This window comes from Helcobacillus sp. ACRRO (assembly GCF_022347125.1).
Lineage (GTDB): Bacteria > Actinomycetota > Actinomycetes > Actinomycetales > Dermabacteraceae > Helcobacillus > Helcobacillus massiliensis.
This window is the reverse complement of the sequence record NZ_JAKRNG010000002.1, coordinates 38,046-56,629: the sequence shown is the minus strand read 5'-3', so window position 1 is coordinate 56,629 and position 18,584 is coordinate 38,046. Positions and strand designations below refer to the sequence as shown.

Genomic DNA, 18,584 nt, shown 5'->3' with positions numbered 1-18,584 from the left:
CGAGGTTCGCGTACCGCGAGCGGAGCGTGGGCCGAGGCCCACAGCAACTGCTCTAGTCTACGCGGACCCGCCGCGGATGGGAACAGCTCGGGCTCGCCTGAGCGTGTGTGGTTGGTTACGCGCAGCACTTTTCCAGGGGGCCTCGAGTGGACGCTCCCCCGTCGGCTGGACGGTCCTCTTCGGGCGGGCGCCTACGCTGGGCTCATCCGGCCGTCAGCACCCGTCGGCCGACGGATCCCCACCTGCCAGGAGGCTCACCCGATGACCGTCGTCAAGATCAATCAGCTGTCCGTTCCCGTCGACCGCGGCGCCGACCTCGAAGCGAAGTTCGCCGCACGCCGGAAGTCCGTGGACTCCGAGCCCGGCTTCGAAGGCTTTGAGCTGCTGCGGCCCGCTGAGGAGGGCCAGCCGTACTTCGTCGTCACCCGCTGGGCCGACGACGCCTCCTTCGACGCGTGGGCCGCGAAGAGGCAGCCGCGCGCGGAGGGCACGACGGTGTCGAAGGCGGAGGGTCTCCTCAGCTTCGAAGTGGTCGACCTCGACGGCTGACGCTGCCGAGCTCGACCGCACGGCGCCGCCTCTCCCCCACCGAACGACGAAACGGCCGGCATCCCCCGAAGGGAATGCCGGCCGTTTCCGTGAGAGATCAGCGCATCACTTGGCGCGCTCGATGATCTCCACCAGACGCCAGCGCTTGGAGGCGCTCAGCGGGCGGGTCTCCATGATGCGGACACGGTCGCCGATGCCGGCGGTGTTCTCCTCATCGTGGGCCTTGAACTTCTTGTGCTTCTTCATGACCTTGCCGTAGAGGGAGTGCTTCACGCGCTCCTCCACCTCGACAACGATGGTCTTGTCCATCTTGTCGGAGACAACGAGGCCACGGAGCTGCTTGCGGTCGTTCCGCTCGTCAGCAGCCTGTGCGTTTTCGTTCATCGTCTTTCCTCGTTCTTCGATCACTCGGCCGAGCCCGGAGCCTGGCGGATGCCAAGCTCGCGCTCGCGCAGGATCGTGTAGATCCGTGCGATGTCTTTCTTGACCGAACGCAGGCGGGAGTGGGACTCCAGCTGCTGCGTGACGGACTGGAACCGAAGCTTGAACAGTTCATCCTTGGCCTTCGCGAGCTCCTCCAGGAGCTTCGCATCGTCCATCTTGTTCAGTTCGTCGGCAGTGAGCTTTGCGGCAGCCATCAGATGTCGTCACCCTCTCGACTGAGAACTCGGCACTTCATGGGGAGCTTGTGCATCGCCAGGCGCAGTGCCTCACGAGCAACCTCGTCGGAGACGCCGGCGACCTCGAACATGATGCGGCCGGGCTTGACGTTGGCGACCCAGAACTCCACCGAACCCTTACCGGAGCCCATGCGGACTTCGGCAGGCTTCTTGGTCAGCGGACGGTCCGGGAAGATGGTGATGTACACCTTGCCGCCACGCTTCATGTAGCGGGTCATTGCGATACGAGCAGCCTCGATCTGACGGTTGGTGATGTAGGCCGGCTCGAGAGCCTGAAGGCCGTAATCACCGAACGCGAGGTCGTAGCCGCCCTTGGCGAGACCACGACGGCTCGGGTGATGCTGCTTGCGGTGCTTGGTCCTACGCGGAATCAGCATTGGACTCAGGCCTCCGTTCCATTGTCACTGGGAGCGCTCGCTGCAGCGTTCTCGGCCTGGGGGGCCCGATCCTGCTGCTGACCGCGCTCACGGCGAGCGGCGTTGCGCTCGTTGCGACGACCACGCGGACGGTCGGCACGGCCGCCGCGACCCGCACGAGGCGCCTGAGCGGCCTGCTGCGCGAGCTCCTTGTCGGTGAGGTCGCCCTTGTAGATCCAGACCTTCACGCCGATGCGGCCGAAGGCGGTGCGCGCCTCGAAGAAGCCGTAGTCGATGTTCGCACGGAGGGTGTGCAGGGGCACACGGCCTTCGCGGTAGAACTCGCTGCGGCTCATCTCGGCGCCGCCGAGGCGGCCGGAGACGGCGACGCGGATGCCCTTGGCGCCGGCGCGCTGCGCGGACTGGATGCCCTTGCGCATTGCGCGGCGGAAGGACACGCGGCTCGCGAGCTGCTCAGCGATGTTCTGAGCGACGAGCTGTGCGTCGGCCTCGGGGTTCTTGACCTCGAGGATGTTGAGCTGGATCTGCTTGCCGGTCAGCTTCTCAAGCTTTCCGCGCAGACGCTCGGCCTCTGCACCACGGCGACCGATGACGATGCCGGGACGTGCGGTGTGGAGGTCGATGCGGACACGATCTCGGGTGCGCTCGATCTCGACCTTGGAGACGCCTGCTCGCTCGAGATCCTCGGTGAGCATCTCGCGAATACGGACGTCCTCCATCACGTAGTCGCTGTAGCGCTGACCTTCCTTGGTGGAGTCAGCGAACCAGCGGCTGGTGTGATCGGTCGTGATGCCGAGGCGGAACCCGTTCGGATTGACCTTCTGGCCCACTAGCGGGTCTCCTTCTTCTTCGCGGGAGCGACCGCCACGGTGATGTGGCTGGTGCGCTTCTTGATCTGGAATGCACGACCCTGAGCGCGGGGCTGGAACCGCTTCATGGTCGGGCCTTCGTCGACGTATGCAGCGGAGACGACGAGCTCGCGCTCATCGAAGCGCTCCCCTGCCTGGTCGGCCTTCACGCGGGCGTTGGCAATCGCGGACTGCAGGAGCTTCAGTACGGGCTTGGATGCTGCCTGCGGCGCGAACCGCAGGATCTCCAGTGCCTCGACGGTGCTCTTGCCACGGATGAGGTCAACGACGCGCCGGGCCTTCATGGGCGAAATACGGATGAACCGCACCTGCGCCTTGGCTTCCATTGCTGTCCTGCTTTCTTTCGAAACTGTGGGTGTCATCGATTCTGAACATCACTGAGGAGCTCAGCGACGACCCTTCCTGTCATCCTTGTCGTGGCTGCGGAACGTGCGCGTGGGAGCGAACTCTCCGAGCTTGTGGCCGACCATCGACTCCGTGACGAAGACCGTCACGTGCTTGCGACCGTCGTGCACAGCGAAGGTGTGGCCGAGGAAGTCCGGCGTGATGACCGAACGACGCGACCAGGTCTTGATGACGTTCTTGGTGCCCTTCTCGTTCTGAGCGTCCACCTTCTTCTGAAGGTGGTCGTCGATGAAAGGACCCTTGGCGATACTGCGTGGCATATCTGGATCTCCCTATCAGCGCTTCTTGCCGGTGCGGCGGCGGCGCACGATGAGCTTGTCGCTCGGCTTGTTCGGACGGCGGGTGCGGCCCTCGGGCTTGCCCCAGGGCGAGACCGGGTGACGACCACCGGAGGTCTTGCCCTCACCGCCGCCGTGGGGGTGATCCACCGGGTTCATGACGACACCGCGCACGTGGGGACGACGTCCCTTCCAGCGCATACGGCCTGCCTTGCCCCAGTTGATGTTGACCTGCTCGGCGTTGCCGACCTCGCCGATGGTGGCGCGGCAGTCAGCGAGAACGTTGCGGATCTCGCCGGACGGCATGCGCAGCTGAGCGAAGCGGCCCTCCTTCGCCACGAGCTGCACGGACGAGCCGGCGGAGCGGGCGATCTTCGCACCGCCGCCGGGGCGCAGTTCGATGGCGTGCACAACGGTGCCCACGGGGATGTTGCGCAGCGGGAGGTTGTTGCCGGGCTTGATGTCGGCCTTCGGGCCGTTCTCCACCCAGTCGCCCTGGCGCAGCTTCGCCGGAGCGAGGATGTAGCGCTTCTCGCCGTCTGCGTAGTGCAGCAGGGCGATGCGGGCGGTGCGGTTCGGGTCGTACTCGATGTGCGCGACCTTCGCGTTCACGCCGTCCTTGTCGGCGCGACGGAAGTCGATCACACGGTACGCACGCTTGTGGCCGCCGCCGCGGAAGCGCGACGTGATGCGACCGTTGCTGTTGCGACCACCGGTCTTGTGCAGCGGACGAACCAGCGACTTCTCCGGGACACTACGAGTGATCTCGACGAAGTCGGCGACGCTCGAGCCGCGACGGCCCGGCGTGGTCGGCTTGTGCTTACGAATTCCCATGATGGGGTTTCCTCAGATTCTCTCGTGAATCTTCGTCGTCTCGATCGCCTCAGGCGACCGAGCCTCCGAAGATGTCGATGGATCCGTCCTTCAGCGTGACGATGGCGCGCTTGGTGTCGTTGCGCTTGCCCATGCCGTAGCGCGTGCGACGCGCCTTGCCTTCACGGTTGATGGTGTTGACCGAGGCGACCTTGACGTCGAAGATCTCCTCGACGGCGATCTTGATCTCGGTCTTGTTGGCGTTGCGGTCGACGAGGAAGGTGTACTTGCCTTCGGCCATCTGACCGTAGCTCTTCTCGGAAACGACGGGCGCGAGCAGAATGTCGCGCGGGTCCTTGTTGATCGCGGTCACTTCGCGTCCTCCTCAGCGGACCGAACGGCGTTCACGAAGCCGGCAGCCTGAGCGGCTTCCTCGCTTGCGAACCACACTTCGGCCTTGGTGCGGCCGTACCACGGCGACTGCTCGGTGTGGTACTTCATCGAGTCCTTGTTGCCCTTGATGGTGTAGCCCTCGGGTGCGGAGCCGTCGGCCAGCGCAGCAGCGGAGCCCTCACCGAACGGCGCCTCAGCAACCTCGGCGGACTCAGCAGCAGGCGCAGCCTGAGCGGAGACCGACGCGGCGGCCTTGGACTTCGAGGCGGTCAGCATGGCAGCGGCCACGAAGTCCTCGAGAGCACCGGAGGTGAAGACGACGTCGTCGGAGAGCATGACATCGTAGGTGTTGAGCTGGTCCGCGAACAGGACGTGGGAGTCCTTCAGGTTGCGGCTGCTCAGAGCGCCGATCGTGTCGCCGCGGCGCACCACCAGCAGGAGGTGCTTGCGGTCGGAGATGGCGGACAGGGTCTTCACAACTGCCTTGGTCGACGGGGTGTCGCCCTCGAGCAGTGCGGTGACCACGTGGACGCGGCCGCAGCGTGCGCGATCCGAGAGGGCACCGCGCAGTGCGGCGGCCTTCATCTTCTTCGGGGTGCGCTGGCTGTAGTCGCGCGGGGTCGGGCCGTGGACGATGCCACCGCCGGTCCACTGAGGAGCGCGGATCGAGCCCTGACGAGCGCGACCGGTGCCCTTCTGCTTCCACGGCTTGCGGCCGCCGCCGGCGACCTCGCCGCGGGTCTTGGCCTTGTGGGTGCCCTGGCGTGCAGCGTTGCGCTGCGCCGTGACGACCTGGTGGATCAGTGCGACGTTCGTCTGAACGTCGAAGATCGCGGCGGGCAGCTCAGCGGTGCCAGCCTTCTTGCCTGCGGGGTCGAGAACATCGACAGTCAGGTTCGCCATGGTTCTCAGGCCTCCTTCTTCGCCGAAGTCTTCGATGCGGAGCGGACCAGGACGATGCCGCCCTTGGGGCCGGGGATGGCGCCCTTGACGAGCACGAGGCCCTTCTCTGCATCCACCGCGTGAACGGTGAGGTTCTGCACGCTGGTGCGGTCGCCGCCCATGCGTCCGGCCATCTTCTGGCCCTTGAAAACACGACCCGGGGTCGATGCGCCGCCGATGGAGCCCGGCTTGCGGTGGTTGCGGTGCTGGCCGTGGGTGGCCGACACGCCTGCGAAGCCGTGGCGCTTCATGACGCCAGCGGTGCCCTTGCCCTTGGAGGTGCCGACGACGTCGACCTTCTGGCCGGCTTCGAAGACCGAGGCGTCGATCTCCTGGCCGAGCGAGAAGTCAGCGGCGTCGGAAGTGCGCAGCTCGACGAGGTGACGGCGCGGGGTGACGCCGGCCTTCTCGAAGTGGCCCTTCAGGGGCTTGGTGACCTTGCGGGGGTCGATCGCGCCGTAGGCGATCTGAACAGCGTCGTAGCCGTCGGTCTCGACGGAGCGCACCTGCGTGACAACGCACGGACCAGCCTGCACGACGGTCACGGGAACGAGAACGCCGTTCTCATCCCAGACCTGGGTCATGCCGAGCTTGGTGCCGAGCACGCCGGAGACGTTGGCTGCGCGCTGCCCTGTCAGTTCGTTACTCATGTTCCGATACCTCAGAGCTTGATCTCGATGTTGACGTCCGCCGGCAGGTCGAGGCGCATCAGCGAGTCCACAGCCTTCGGCGTGGGATCGACGATGTCGATGAGGCGCTTGTGCGTGCGCATCTCGAACTGCTCACGGGAGTCCTTGTACTTGTGCGGCGACCGAACAACAACAAAGACGTTCTTCTCGGTCGGCAGCGGCACCGGGCCCACAACCGTTGCACCAGCGCGGGTGACAGTATCGACAATCTTGCGTGCCGAGCTGTCAATCACCTCGTGGTCATACGACTTGAGCCGGATGCGGATCTTCTGTCCCGCCATAGCTTTGGTCTGACTCTCTCTCTTCATAACCGCGTTGACATGGTCAGGGACCCACCCGACACCCGCGGTCGGGTGTGTCGAGTGTGCCGCGGGCATCGAAACGCCGTGGGCAGATCCCATTGCACCTACGACTGGTCCCTCGACCGATGCGCACTCAGGGTCAAGACCGCACTGTTCGCATCCTCGGGCTGAGCCTCATCCGGTGATCATTCCCCAGAGACGGGAATGGAACCGGGCATGTCGACTCGCGCAGGCAACTCATCCATTCAACCATCATGCGAACGGCCCGCCAAGGGGTTCGCACTAAGGAGCAGGTCACATCACACCGCGGGCGCCGTCGGCTCGCCCTGCGCCCTGAGCGGACACCCAAGGCGCCGACGGGTGCTCCCTATAACCTGGGGCCATGACTCAGCATCCCAGCAGCCAGGGCCAGATGGCCGCATCCAGCCGACTCATGCAGAGCGCCTTCCGCCTCGAGTTCCCGCAGTCCCTCGGGATGGTGCGGGACTATGTGGAGGTGCAGCGGATGGTGGATGCCCTCGCCGATGAGGACTTCCCCGTACAGCACACCCTGATCGTCGGCACGGACCTGAAGCTCGTGGAGCGCGTGACCGGCCGCCAGACATGGGGCAGGGTCATCATGGGAGGCATTCTCTCGGGCCTGTGGATGGGCACGTTCATCGGCCTGCTGTTCGGCCTGTTCACCAGCAACTGGCTGTCCATGCTCGGCACGTCGGTGCTGATGGGCATCGTGTTCTTCACGGTGTGGGCGATCATCCGGCATGCCTCGAACCGGGGCCAGCGCGATTTCACCTCGATGGTGTCGACGATTCCCATGCAGTACGAACTGCTGGTGGAGCATCGCCACTTCGCTGACGCCCGACGCATCCTCATGGAGAAGGGCATCGCGCTCGGCTATGGCGCATTCGGCACCGGCGACTCGGCGCCGATCAGCCCGGAGATGCACAACCGGTACGGCCAGCCCTCCTCCGGTCGCTCGCGTCAGTCAGGAGACCCGGCGCAGTCCTCACACTCCCCTCACTTGGCGCACTCGCCGTCCGGTGCAGCGCACCAGCCGCGCCACCGCGCCCCGCACCCGGACGATTCCGCGCCGGTCTCAGCCGGCGGTTCAACCGCAGCCGCGCCGGACGGGCAGACCCACGATCCGCGCTTCGGCACCGACGATGACGCGCCGCGCCGTCCCAGCTTCGGACTGCCCGCGCAGCCCGGACGGCACGCCGCATCAGGCAACGCAGCAGACGGCGCTGCGCCCGCACCCGGAGACTCGAATCGCGGCGCAGCCTCCGCATCCGGCGCCGACGGGTCCCCGTCGGGTGAGGATCCCCGCTCGCGCTGACCTCCCCCGCTGACTCCCCGAGCCGGCATCTGCTCTGCTCGGCTCAGCACCATGAGGCCCCCACCACCCGGTGGGGGCCTCATCGTCATCCAGGACCCGAGCGTGCTCCCGTCGGCTACCGGAATGGGTACGAGTGCGCTGCTCCGAGCTCGCATGCGAGGGCCGCAGCTCAGACAGTAAGCGGTCAGCAGGGCGCCGCTCGTACGCCGCCCTCGGCGCGCCGCCGGCCGCCGCACACACTCGGCGGAGGCCGCACGCACGACTCGGCGGGTGCGGCACCGATCCGTTGACGTATGCGCGCATCGATCGCCTTCCCCCCGAATACGACGACGATTCGTCCCGGCGGATGCGGCAGGCGCACGGGGCTGCCAGCCCCTTAGTCCCGGGGCTGCCGGCACCGCGGTCGCGGGGACCCGGCACCGGCGCCACAGCGCCGACGGTACAGAGCTCCGGCCGCGAATCGGGCATGAAGAAGCGGCCCCGGGAACGAATCCCGGGGCCGCCGCTATGCGTCAATCAGACGCTGAGTCTCTCAGGAGAATCAGGCGTTGATCTTGGTGACACGGCCGGAGCCCACGGTGCGGCCACCCTCACGGATAGCGAAGCCGAGGCCCTCTTCCATGGCGATCGGCTGGATGAGCTCGACCGACATCTCGGTGTTGTCGCCCGGCATGACCATCTCGGTGCCCTCGGGCAGCTCGATGACGCCGGTGACGTCCGTGGTACGGAAGTAGAACTGCGGACGGTAGTTCGAGTAGAACGGGTTGTGACGGCCGCCCTCGTCCTTGGACAGGATGTAGACCTGAGCCTCGAACTTGGTGTGCGGGGTGATGGAGCCCGGCACGCAGACGACCTGGCCGCGCTCGACGTCCTCACGCTTGGTGCCGCGCAGGAGCAGACCACAGTTCTCGCCGGCCCATGCCTCGTCCATCTGCTTGTGGAACATCTCGATACCGGTGACGGTGGTCTTCTGCGGCTCGCGAATGCCGAGGATCTCGACCTCGGAGTTGATGGCGAGCTTGCCGCGGTCGACCTTACCGGTCACCACGGTGCCACGACCGGTGATGGTGAAGACGTCCTCGATCGGCATGAGGAACGGCTTGTCCATGTCGCGCTCCGGCTCCGGGATGTACTCATCGACGGAAGCCATGAGGTCCTGCACGGACTTGACCCACTTCTCATCGCCCTCGATGGCCTTGAGAGCGGAGACCTGGTGGACCGGTGCGTCCTCATCGAAGCCCTGCGAACCGAGCAGCTCGCGGACCTCCATCTCGACGAGCTCCAGGATCTCCTCGTCGTCGACCATGTCGCACTTGTTCAGCGCAACGATCAGAGCCGGCACGCCCACCTGGCGGGCGAGGAGCACGTGCTCACGGGTCTGAGCCATCGGGCCGTCGGTGCCGGCGACCACAAGGATGGCGCCGTCCATCTGAGCAGCACCGGTGATCATGTTCTTCACGTAGTCGGCGTGTCCGGGGGCGTCGACGTGAGCGTAGTGGCGCTTCTCGGTCTCGTACTCGATGTGCGAGACGTTGATGGTGATGCCGCGCTGCTTCTCTTCGGGAGCGTTGTCGATCTGGTCGTAGTCACGGCTCTCGTTGAGGTCCGGGTACTGGTCGTGCAGCACCTTGGAGATGGCAGCGGTGAGCGTGGTCTTGCCGTGGTCGACGTGACCGATGGTGCCGATGTTGACGTGCGGCTTCTTGCGCTCGAACTTGGCCTTAGCCATAGTGATGTCCTCCTAGGACGTTGTTGGTTGTTCTGTTGAACGGTGGGTGGGGCCCGCCGCAGCGGGCCCCGACCGAATGTGATCCGGACACCGACATGCAGACAGAAGTCTACGTGTCAGAGATGGAAGCTCATTCGCCCCTGGTCTTCGCGATGATCTCCTCGGCGATGCTGCCGGGGACCTCCGCGTAGTTGTCGAACTGCATGGTGTACATTGCGCGACCCTGCGTGAAGGAACGCAGGTCACCGATGTAACCGAACATCTCCGACAGCGGAACGAGAGCACGGACGATCTTGACCCCGCTCGCGTCCTCCATCGACGAAACCTGACCACGACGCTTGTTCAGGTCGCCGATGACGTCGCCCATGTACTCCTCAGGAGTACGGACCTCGACGTCCATGATCGGCTCGAGCAGAATCGGCTGGGCCTTCTTGAGGGCCTCGCGCGTTGCCATGGAGCCTGCGACCTTGAACGCCATCTCCGAGGAGTCCACGTCATGGTAGGCACCGTCGATGAGGGTTGCCTTGACGTTGACCACCGGGTAGCCGGCGAGGACGCCGGACTCGAGGGCGCTCTGGATGCCCGCGTCCACGCTCGGGATGTATTCGCGCGGGATGCGGCCACCGGTCACCTGGTTGTCGAACTCGTAGAACACGCCGTCCTCGGCGTCCACGAGCGGCTCGAAGGTGATCTGGACCTTACCGAACTGGCCGGAGCCGCCGGTCTGCTTCTTGTGCGTGTAGTCGAACTTCTCGACAGTGCGCTTGATGGACTCGCGGTACGCGACCTGCGGGGAGCCCACGTTGGCCTCGACCTTGAACTCGCGGCGCATACGGTCCACGAGGACGTCGAGCTGCAGCTCGCCCATGCCGCGGATGACCGTCTGGCCGGTCTCCTCGTCCAGCTCGACCTGGAAGGTCGGGTCCTCCTTGGCGAGGCGCTGAATAGCAACGCCCAGCTTCTCCTGGTCGCCCTTGGTCTTCGGCTCGATGGCCATCGAGATCACGGGCTCCGGGAAGGACATGGACTCCAGCACGATCGGGTTCGACGGATCGCACAGGGTGTCACCGGTGGTGGTGTCCTTCAGGCCGATGAACGCGTAGATGTGGCCGGCGAAGGCCTCCTCGACCGGGTTCTCCTGGTTCGAGTGCATCTGGAAGAGCTTGCCCACGCGCTCCTTCTTGCCGGTGGTGGCGTTCAGGACCTGATCGCCCTGCTTCACCTGGCCGGAGTAGACGCGCACATAGGTGAGCGAGCCGAAGAACGGGTGCGCAGCGACCTTGAAGGACAGCGCTGCGAACGGCTCGTTCCAGTCGGCCTTGCGCTCGATCTCCTTGGACTCGTCCTTCGGGTCGTGACCGATCATCGCGGGGACGTCCAGCGGGGACGGAAGGTAGTCGACCACAGCATTCAGAACCGGCTGCACGCCCTTGTTCTTGAATGCGGAGCCGCAGAAGACCGGGTACGCCTCGGAGTTGATCGTCAGCTGGCGGATGCCGGCCTTGATCTCCTCGATGGTGAGGTCGCCCTCTTCGAGGTACTTCTCCATGAGCTCCTCGGAGCTCTCGGCGACGTCCTCGACGAGCTTGGCACGGTACTCATCGACCGTGTCCTTCAGCTCAGCGGGGATCTCGATCTCCTTCTGGTACTGACCGAAGGCGTCGTCCCCCTTCTTCTTGCCGAGCTCCGGTGCGTCCTCTTCGAAGACGTCCGGCCACTCGTAGGCCTTCATCTCGACGAGGTCGATGACGCCGCGGAAGTCCGCCTCGGCACCGATCGGAACCTGCATGATGATGGGCTTCGCCTTCAGACGGTCGACGATCGTCTTCACGGTGAAGAAGAAGTCGGCCCCCATCTTGTCCATCTTGTTGACGAAGCAGATGCGCGGGACATCGTACTTGTCAGCCTGACGCCACACGGTCTCCGACTGGGGCTCCACGCCCTCCTTGCCGTCGAAGACAGCGACGGCACCGTCGAGGACGCGGAGCGAACGCTCCACCTCAACGGTGAAGTCGACGTGCCCGGGGGTGTCGATGATGTTGATCTGGCTGTCGTGCCAGTAGCAGGTCGTCGCGGCAGACGTGATCGTGATGCCGCGCTCCTTCTCCTGCTCCATCCAGTCCATGGTGCCGGCGCCGTCGTGGGTCTCGCCCATCTTGTAGTTGACGCCGGTGTAGTAAAGGATGCGCTCGGTCGTGGTGGTCTTACCGGCATCGATGTGGGCCATGATGCCGATGTTGCGGACCTTGCTGAGGTCACTGAGCACTGCAAGTGCCACGGGCTGCTGCCTTTCTGGCTAGGGGGCGACTTCTTCTCGTCCCCGCTGCCAATTCTTCGGTGTGAATTACCAGCGGTAGTGAGCGAACGCCTTGTTGGCCTCCGCCATCTTGTGAGTGTCCTCGCGGCGCTTCACAGCGGCACCCAGGCCGTTGTTGGCATCGAGGATCTCGTTCATGAGGCGCTCGGTCATGGTGTTCTCGCGGCGGGCGCGGGAGTAGCCCACGAGCCAGCGCAGAGCCAGGGTGGTCGAGCGGCCAGCGCGGACCTCGACGGGCACCTGGTAGGTGGCACCGCCGACGCGACGGGAGCGGACCTCGAGCGACGGGCGGATGTTGTCGAGAGCCTTCTTCAGGGTCACGACGGGATCCTGGCCGTTCTTCTCGCGGCAGCCTTCGAGAGCGTCGTATACGATCTTCTCGGCGACGGTCTTCTTGCCGTCGAGGAGGACCTTGTTGATCAGCTGAGTGACCAGCGGGGAGCCGTAGACGGGGTCAACGGCGAGCTGGCGCTTGGGAGCTGCACCTTTGCGTGGCATTACTTCTTCTCCTTCTTCGCACCGTAGCGGGAGCGCGCCTGCTGGCGGCCCTTCACTGCCTGGGTGTCCAGGGCACCGCGGACGATCTTGTAGCGAACGCCCGGGAGGTCCTTCACACGGCCGCCGCGGACGAGCACGATGGAGTGCTCCTGCAGGTTGTGGCCGACGCCCGGAATGTAGGCGGTGACTTCGATGCCGGAGGAGAGGCGGACACGCGCAATCTTGCGCAGCGCCGAGTTCGGCTTCTTCGGGGTGGTGGTGTACACACGGGTGCAGACGCCGCGGCGCTGGGGCGAGCCCTTGAGCGCGGGAGTCGACGATGCCGCCGACTTGTCCTGGCGACCCTTGCGCACCAACTGCTGAATGGTAGGCACTGGTTCTCTTTCCTATCGCTTCCCGCCCTGTTCGGGCGGTCAGATCAACTTCTTTCGGATGCTCGCACGTGCGTGCGCCACCCGGGCGACCCGGATCTCTCCGGCCCGCACAGCGGACGGATCCGCTGGTGTCCCGGCTACCGTGACGCCCGATTCGGCTCTGCGAACAGGCCCGGAAGGCGGCGTACAGAGGGCAACCATGACACAGTTTGTCAGTTTACCGACGGCCATCACGGCCGGTCAAAGGTCTTCCCTCGTTCTGTTGCACATCACATTGCACCCCGAACGGGACCGCGGACGGCCGGCACCCGTCGGGCGCATTCCGGCCGCCCTCTCAGCCGCAGGACCCCGCGGGGTGCACGAAGCCCCGCCGCCCTCCGAAGAGGAGCCGACGGGGCCGTGCGTTCACTGATATGGAGGATGTGCCGCGGCCCCGAATTCAGGGCGTGCGGGGTGCTGCCGCAGCAGCGGACCGAATGCTCAGCGCAGGCCGAGCTTCGCGGTGCAGGCCGGCCATGCGCCCCAGCCCTGCCTGGCCTGGACCTTCTTGGCGATGTCGATCTGCTGCTCGCGGGTGGCGAGATTGGCGGTCGGGGCGTACTTGTCGCCGCCGTAGGCCAGCCACGTGCCGCGGTTGAACTGCAGGCCGCCGTAGTAGCCGTTGCCGGTGCTGATGGACCAGTTGCCGCCGGACTCGCACTGGGCGAGCTTGTCCCAGGTGGAGCCGTTGGAGACCGACGGAGCCTTCGGAGACTTCTTCGGCGCCTTCGACTTCTTCGGGGCCGCCGATTTCTTCGGCGCCTCCGACTTCTTCGGCGCCTCCGACTTCTTCGGCGCCTCCGACTTCTTCGGCGCCTTCGACTTCTTCGGTGCCGGCTCGGAGGAGCGCGACGGGCTCGGGGACGCCTTCTTCTCCGCCTTCTGGGTCGGCTTCGGAGCCTGAGTCGGCTGCGGCGCCGGGGCCTTCTTGGTGCCGACGACGACGACCTCGTCCACCGGCTCCTTGGTCACCGTCGAGGAGACCTCCTTGGTCTCGGTGACCTTGCCGTCCACGGTGACCTCCTGGATCACGGTGGTGCGCGCACCCTTCTCACCCTTGGCGAGGACCTTCTTCTGGCCCTCGGGCAGCGAATCGTCCTTGCGGGTGATGGTCTTGAAGTCGATGGCTTCGACCTTCTCGGTCGTGCCGGAGCGGTGGCGCTCGATGGTGATGACCATGCCGTCGGTCAGCGGGGTGTCGCGGCCCGGCGTGATGGTGTCGGCGTCGGTGACGGAGTCGGAGAAGTACTTCTTCAGAGCGGCGTCGACGGTCGGCTCCGTGGTGCCCTCAGCGGTCCACGAGCCGTTCTGGCCCACGAACGTGACGTCCTTCGGGGTGGTGACGGTGATCTCCATGCCATCGGTGAGCTTCTCGGAGGGCGCCGGGCTGATGACGGCTCCGTCGGCCTTCACCTCGGCGGTGTTCAGAGCAGCCTCCACGGTCTCACCCTCGGTGAGCACGGTGCGGGGCTTGCCGTCGACCACCACGGTCGCCTCGGTGCGGTCGACCACGGTGATGGTGTCGCCGGAGCTGACGCTGGAGTCCAGAGCCGGGCTGACACGGTCCGTGTCCTTCACGTCGAGGCCCTGCTTCTCCAGGATCTTGTCGACATCCGTCTCGTAGGTGCGGATGGTGGTCTGCTGACCGTAATGGTCCACAGTGACTTCGTTGGAGAGGGCGAATGCGGCGGTGCCGCCACCGCCGGCGAGCAGAACGCCCGCGACGGCGGAGATGATGATGGGGGACTTCTTCTTCACGACACATCCTCAGGTCTGATCGGTGAACATCCCCTATCCTCTGCACCCCTGCCGCGGAGCACGAGGGACATGGTCGCTTCTTAGATGCGGCCAGGCGGACTCTTTACCCAAGGTTGACGGTTCGTGTAACTGCGGCCATAGGGGCCATGTGGCCCAGGCGACCGTGCCGCGGCCAGCACCCAGCGGCGGCGTCCAGCGGCGGCCCGCTGCCGGACGGTGGTGCGCCAGGATGAACGAGAGCGGCCACTCCCCCACCATGGTGGTTGAGCGGCCGCTCTCGTCCCGACCCCGCCGGCTCAGAGGGCCGACGGGTGCGAGGATCGCATCGGATCAGATCGTGTTCGTGCGGAACGGATCACCGAAGTCGAGGTCGTCCAGGTTCAGCGAGGAGCCGGAGCCGTTGTAGTCGCCGAAGCCGAAGTCGTCCAGGCCGGGGACCTGGTACATCGAGGCCTTCGCCTCCTCGGTCGGCTCAACATCGAAGCTGCGGAACCGCGGCAGGCCGGTGCCGGCCGGGATGAGCTTACCGATGATGACGTTCTCCTTGAGGCCCATCAGCTGGTCGCTCTTCTGGTTGAGAGCAGCCTCGGTGAGCACGCGGGTCGTCTCCTGGAACGATGCCGCGGACAGCCATGACTCGGTCGCCAGCGACGCCTTGGTGATGCCCATGAGCTCCGGACGTCCGGCTGCGGGCTCGCCGCCCTCAGCCACCACGCGACGGTTCTCGGCGACGAACGCAGCGGACTCCACGAGGTCGCCCGGCAGCAGGTTCGTGTCACCGGAGGAGACGATCGTGTTGCGACGCAGCATCTGGCGCACGATGACCTCGATGTGCTTGGCGTGGATGTCCACACCCTGCGACACGTACACCTTCTGAACCTCGTCCACGAGGTGCTTCTGCACGGCGCGGGGACCGAGGATGCGCAGCACCTGCTTCGGGTCGACCGAGCCCTGGGAGAGCTGCTGGCCGGCCTCGATGTGGTCGCCGTCGAAGACGAGCATCGACACGCGCTTGGACAGGGTGTAGCTGACGGGCTCGGAACCGTCGTCCGGGGTGACAGTGAGCTTGCGCTGCTTGTCCGTCTCCTCGATGCTGACGCGGCCGGCGACCTCGGTGATCGGCGCGAAGCCGGCCGGGGTGCGTGCCTCGAACAGCTCCTGCACACGGGGAAGACCGTGCGTGATGTCGCCGCCGGAGGACGCGACACCACCGGAGTGGAAGGTCCGCATGGTCAGCTGCGTGCCGGGCTCACCGATCGACTGTGCGGCGATGATGCCGACGGCCTCGCCGATGTCGACGATCTGGCCGGTGGCCAGGGAGCGGCCGTAGCACATGGCGCAGGTGCCGACAGCGGAGTCACAGGTGAGCACGGAGCGGACCTTGACCTCGGTGACACCGGCGGCGACCAGCTTCTCGATGAGGACGTCGCCCACATCGGCGCCGGCTGCGGCGAGCTCGGTGCCGTCCTCCGCGAGGACCGGCTGCGCGAGGGAGCGGCCGTAGGCGGTGATCTCCACGTTCTCGGCCGGGACGACGACGCCGCCCTCCTCCACACCGATCGGCATGGTGAAGCCCTTGGTGGAGCCGCAGTCGTGCTCGCGGACGATGACGTCCTGCGAGACGTCGACCAGACGACGGGTCAGGTAGCCGGACTGGGCGGTCTTCAGAGCCGTATCCGCCAGGCCCTTACGGGAGCCGTGCGAGGCGATGAAGTACTCCAGCACCGACAGGCCCTCTCGGTAGTTCGAGAGGATCGGACGCGGGATGATCTCGCCCTTCGGGTTGTTCACCAGGCCGCGCATACCGGCGATCTGACGGATCTGCATCCAGTTGCCTCGTGCGCCCGAGTCCACCATGCGGTAGATCGAGTTGTCGCGCTCGAAGTTGGCGCGCATCGCGGCGTCCACCTCGTTGGTGGCTTCGGTCCAGATGTCGATCAGTTCGGAGTTGCGCTCCGCCTCGGACACGAGGCCGAAGTCGCGGTTCTCATCGACCTGGGCGGCCTTCGCCTCGTACTTGGCGATGATCTCCGCCTTGTTCGGCGGGGCGACCACGTCGGCCAGACCGAACGACACACCGGAGAAGGTCGACCAGTGGAAGCCGTAGGACTTCAGCGCATCCAGCGATGCGGAGACCTGCACCTTCTCGTAGCGCTCGGCCAGGGCGTTGACGATCGTGCCGAGGCGCTTCTTGCCCACCTGGCCCTGCACGAACGGGAAGTCCAGAGGCAGGGTCTCGTTGAAGTACACGGTGCCGAGGGTGGTGGTCAGGCGGATCGGGTCGCCCTCGCTCCAGCCCTCCGGCGCCTCCCAATCGGTCGGCGCGACGATGTCCTCGAAGCGGATGGTGATCGGGGCGTTGATGTGCAGCTCACCGGCGTCGAACGCCATGATCGCTTCGGCGACGGAGCCGAAGGTGCGACCGGCGCCGAGCGCGTCCTCGTTGACCGTGGTCAGGTGGTACAGACCGATGATCATGTCCTGCGCCGGCATGGTGACCGGGCGGCCGTCCGACGGCTTGAGGATGTTGTTCGAGGACAGCATGAGGATGCGGGCCTCGGCCTGCGCCTCCGCGGAGAGCGGCAGGTGCACAGCCATCTGGTCACCGTCGAAGTCAGCGTTGAACGCTGCACAGACCAGCGGGTGCAGGTGGATGGCCTTGCCCTCCACGAGCACCGGCTCGAACGCCTGGATGCCGAGGCGGTGCAGGGTGGGTGCACGGTTCAGCAGCACCGGGTGCTCGGTGATGACCTCTTCGAGGACATCCCACACCTCGGGGCGTGCGCGCTCCACCATGCGCTTGGCGGCCTTGACGTTCTGAGCGTGGCCGAGGTCGACCAGGCGCTTCATCACGAACGGCTTGAACAGCTCCAGCGCCATGCCCTTCGGCAGGCCGCACTGGTGCAGGTTCAGCTCCGGACCGTTCACAATGACGGAACGACCGGAGTAGTCCACGCGCTTGCCCAGCAGGTTCGCACGGAAGCGGCCCTGCTTGCCCTTGAGCATGTCGGACAGCGACTTCAGCGGACGGTTGCCCGGACCGGTGACCGGGCGGCCGCGGCGTCCGTTGTCGAACAGGGAGTCCACGGACTCCTGCAGCATCCGCTTCTCGTTGTTCACGATGATCTCGGGCGCACCAAGGTCCATCAGGCGCTTGAGGCGGTTGTTGCGGTTGATGACGCGACGGTACAGGTCGTTGAGGTCGGAGGTCGCGAAGCGGCCGCCGTCCAGCTGCACCATCGGGCGCAGGTCCGGCGGGATCACCGGGATCGCCTCGAGGACCATGCCTGCGGGCTGGTTGGAGGTCGACAGGAAGGAGGAGACGACCTTCAGGCGCTTCAGGGCGCGCGCCTTGCGCTGGCCCTTGCCGTTGGCGATGGTGTCGCGCAGCGTCGCGGCTTCGGCCTCGAGGTCGAAGTCCTGCAGACGCTTCTGGAGCGCACCGGCGCCCATGCCGCCCTCGAAGTACGTGCCGTAGCGCAGCTTCATGGCGCGGTACAGCTGCTCATCGCCCTCGAGGTCGGCGACCTTGAGGTTCTTGAAGCGGTCCCAGATCGCCTCGATGCGGGCGATCTCGGTGTCGTACTTCTTGCGGATCTGCGCCTGCTCGCGCTCGGAGGAGTCGCGGACCTTGCGCTTGGCGTCGGCCTTGGCACCCTCCTCCTCGAGCTGGGCGAGGTCCTTCTCGGCGGCGAGGGCGCGGTCGTTGATCGCGGCGTCGCGCTCGGAGGCGAGCTCCTTGATCTCGAGGTCATGGCGCTGCTGCAGCTCCGGCATGTCCTCGTGGCGAGCGTCCTCGTCCACCTCGGTGATCATGTACGCCGCGAAGTAGATGACCTTCTCGAGGTCCTTCGGGGCGAGGTCCAGCAGGTAGCCGAGGCGGCTCGGGACGCCCTTGAAGTACCAGATGTGGGTGACCGGGGCGGCGAGTTCGATGTGGCCCATGCGCTCACGGCGCACGGCCGACTTCGTCACCTCGACGCCGCAGCGTTCGCAGACGATCCCCTTGAAGCGGACGCGCTTGTACTTGCCGCAGTAGCACTCCCAGTCCCGGGTGGGACCGAAGATGCGCTCGCAGAAGAGGCCGTCCATCTCGGGCTTGAGGGTTCGGTAGTTGATGGTCTCTGGCTTCTTGACTTCGCCATGGGACCACGAACGGATCTCATCGGCCGTTGCGAGGCCGATTCGCAGCTCGTCAAAGTGGTTGACGTCGAGCACGTGTGTCCTTCTCTCGTT

The 18,584-nt window shown here is 65.8% G+C and carries 19 protein-coding genes; 2 read left to right on the top strand and 17 right to left on the bottom strand.

The genetic code is table 11. The features are described from left to right. Positions 1-261: 261 nt before the first annotated feature. Entirely contained in the window at positions 262-549 is a 288-nt protein-coding gene (locus MHY20_RS01015; protein WP_239373933.1) for an antibiotic biosynthesis monooxygenase, read from the top strand. A gap of 105 nt (positions 550-654) precedes the next feature. Here MHY20_RS01015 and rpsQ read toward each other — a convergent pair whose 3' ends face one another. From rpsQ to rpsJ, 11 genes are read right to left on the bottom strand one after another with little or no spacing between them, the layout of a single operon-like run. Beyond that, positions 655-933 (bottom strand): 30S ribosomal protein S17, encoded by a 279-nt coding sequence (gene rpsQ, locus MHY20_RS01010; RefSeq protein WP_183375621.1) that lies wholly within the window; start codon positions 931-933, stop codon positions 655-657. 20 nt (positions 934-953) lie between these two features. Next, positions 954-1,187, bottom strand: coding sequence for a 50S ribosomal protein L29 (gene rpmC, locus MHY20_RS01005; RefSeq protein ID WP_183375623.1), 234 nt, complete (start codon positions 1,185-1,187; stop codon positions 954-956). Next, positions 1,187-1,606: a 50S ribosomal protein L16 gene (gene rplP, locus MHY20_RS01000; protein ID WP_183375625.1), complete on the bottom strand. Its 420-nt coding sequence runs from the start codon at positions 1,604-1,606 to the stop codon at positions 1,187-1,189. Before rplP ends, rpmC begins: the two co-directional genes overlap by 1 nt. Positions 1,607-1,611: 5 nt before the next feature. After that, complete coding sequence (rpsC, locus tag MHY20_RS00995; RefSeq protein ID WP_239373930.1) at positions 1,612-2,436, bottom strand: 30S ribosomal protein S3; 825 nt, start codon at positions 2,434-2,436, stop codon at positions 1,612-1,614. Then, entirely contained in the window at positions 2,436-2,801 is a 366-nt protein-coding gene (gene rplV / locus MHY20_RS00990) for a 50S ribosomal protein L22 (protein ID WP_183375629.1), read from the bottom strand. Before rplV ends, rpsC begins: the two co-directional genes overlap by 1 nt. 60 nt (positions 2,802-2,861) lie before the next feature. Beyond that, a complete protein-coding gene (gene rpsS, locus MHY20_RS00985; protein WP_183375631.1) occupies positions 2,862-3,140 on the bottom strand; it encodes a 30S ribosomal protein S19 in 279 nt (92 codons plus the stop codon). 15 nt (positions 3,141-3,155) lie between these two features. Then, positions 3,156-3,992 (bottom strand): 50S ribosomal protein L2, encoded by an 837-nt coding sequence (gene rplB / locus MHY20_RS00980; protein WP_183375633.1) that lies wholly within the window; start codon positions 3,990-3,992, stop codon positions 3,156-3,158. 49 nt (positions 3,993-4,041) lie between these two features. After that, entirely contained in the window at positions 4,042-4,344 is a 303-nt protein-coding gene (gene rplW, locus MHY20_RS00975) for a 50S ribosomal protein L23 (RefSeq protein WP_183375635.1), read from the bottom strand. Then, positions 4,341-5,267 carry a 50S ribosomal protein L4 gene (gene rplD / locus MHY20_RS00970; protein WP_239373928.1) on the bottom strand — a complete coding sequence of 309 codons (927 nt, stop codon included), beginning with the start codon at positions 5,265-5,267 and terminating at the stop codon, positions 4,341-4,343. The genes rplW and rplD overlap by 4 nt, the downstream gene beginning before the upstream one ends. Before the next feature lie 5 nt (positions 5,268-5,272). Continuing rightward, positions 5,273-5,956, bottom strand: coding sequence for a 50S ribosomal protein L3 (rplC, locus tag MHY20_RS00965; RefSeq protein ID WP_183375639.1), 684 nt, complete (start codon positions 5,954-5,956; stop codon positions 5,273-5,275). 11 nt (positions 5,957-5,967) lie between these two features. Next, positions 5,968-6,276: a 30S ribosomal protein S10 gene (gene rpsJ, locus MHY20_RS00960; RefSeq protein WP_183375641.1), complete on the bottom strand. Its 309-nt coding sequence runs from the start codon at positions 6,274-6,276 to the stop codon at positions 5,968-5,970. Between the two features lie 403 nt (positions 6,277-6,679). Between rpsJ and MHY20_RS00955 the strand changes: the two genes are divergently transcribed. Beyond that, the gene (locus MHY20_RS00955; protein ID WP_239373925.1) at positions 6,680-7,633 is read left to right on the top strand and encodes a general stress protein; all 954 of its coding nucleotides are present in this window, start codon (positions 6,680-6,682) and stop codon (positions 7,631-7,633) included. Positions 7,634-8,174: 541 nt separating this feature from the next. On the opposite strand, the gene tuf is transcribed toward MHY20_RS00955, so the two are convergent. The 6 genes from tuf to MHY20_RS00920 form a co-directional block, all read right to left on the bottom strand. Next, on the bottom strand, positions 8,175-9,362 hold the full coding sequence (gene tuf / locus MHY20_RS00950) for an elongation factor Tu (RefSeq protein ID WP_183375645.1): 1,188 nt from the start codon (positions 9,360-9,362) through the stop codon (positions 8,175-8,177). A gap of 130 nt (positions 9,363-9,492) precedes the next feature. Next, on the bottom strand, positions 9,493-11,640 hold the full coding sequence (gene fusA / locus MHY20_RS00945; protein ID WP_239373922.1) for an elongation factor G: 2,148 nt from the start codon (positions 11,638-11,640) through the stop codon (positions 9,493-9,495). Between the two features lie 66 nt (positions 11,641-11,706). Beyond that, positions 11,707-12,177 (bottom strand): 30S ribosomal protein S7, encoded by a 471-nt coding sequence (gene rpsG, locus MHY20_RS00940; protein ID WP_183375649.1) that lies wholly within the window; start codon positions 12,175-12,177, stop codon positions 11,707-11,709. Beyond that, positions 12,177-12,551 (bottom strand): 30S ribosomal protein S12, encoded by a 375-nt coding sequence (rpsL, locus tag MHY20_RS00935; RefSeq protein ID WP_183375651.1) that lies wholly within the window; start codon positions 12,549-12,551, stop codon positions 12,177-12,179. Before rpsL ends, rpsG begins: the two co-directional genes overlap by 1 nt. 480 nt (positions 12,552-13,031) lie before the next feature. Next, positions 13,032-14,348: a transglycosylase family protein gene (locus MHY20_RS11535; RefSeq protein ID WP_343217720.1), complete on the bottom strand. Its 1,317-nt coding sequence runs from the start codon at positions 14,346-14,348 to the stop codon at positions 13,032-13,034. A 330-nt stretch (positions 14,349-14,678) separates the two neighbouring features. Then, complete coding sequence (locus MHY20_RS00920) at positions 14,679-18,566, bottom strand: DNA-directed RNA polymerase subunit beta' (RefSeq protein WP_239373919.1); 3,888 nt, start codon at positions 18,564-18,566, stop codon at positions 14,679-14,681. Positions 18,567-18,584 lie beyond the last annotated feature (18 nt).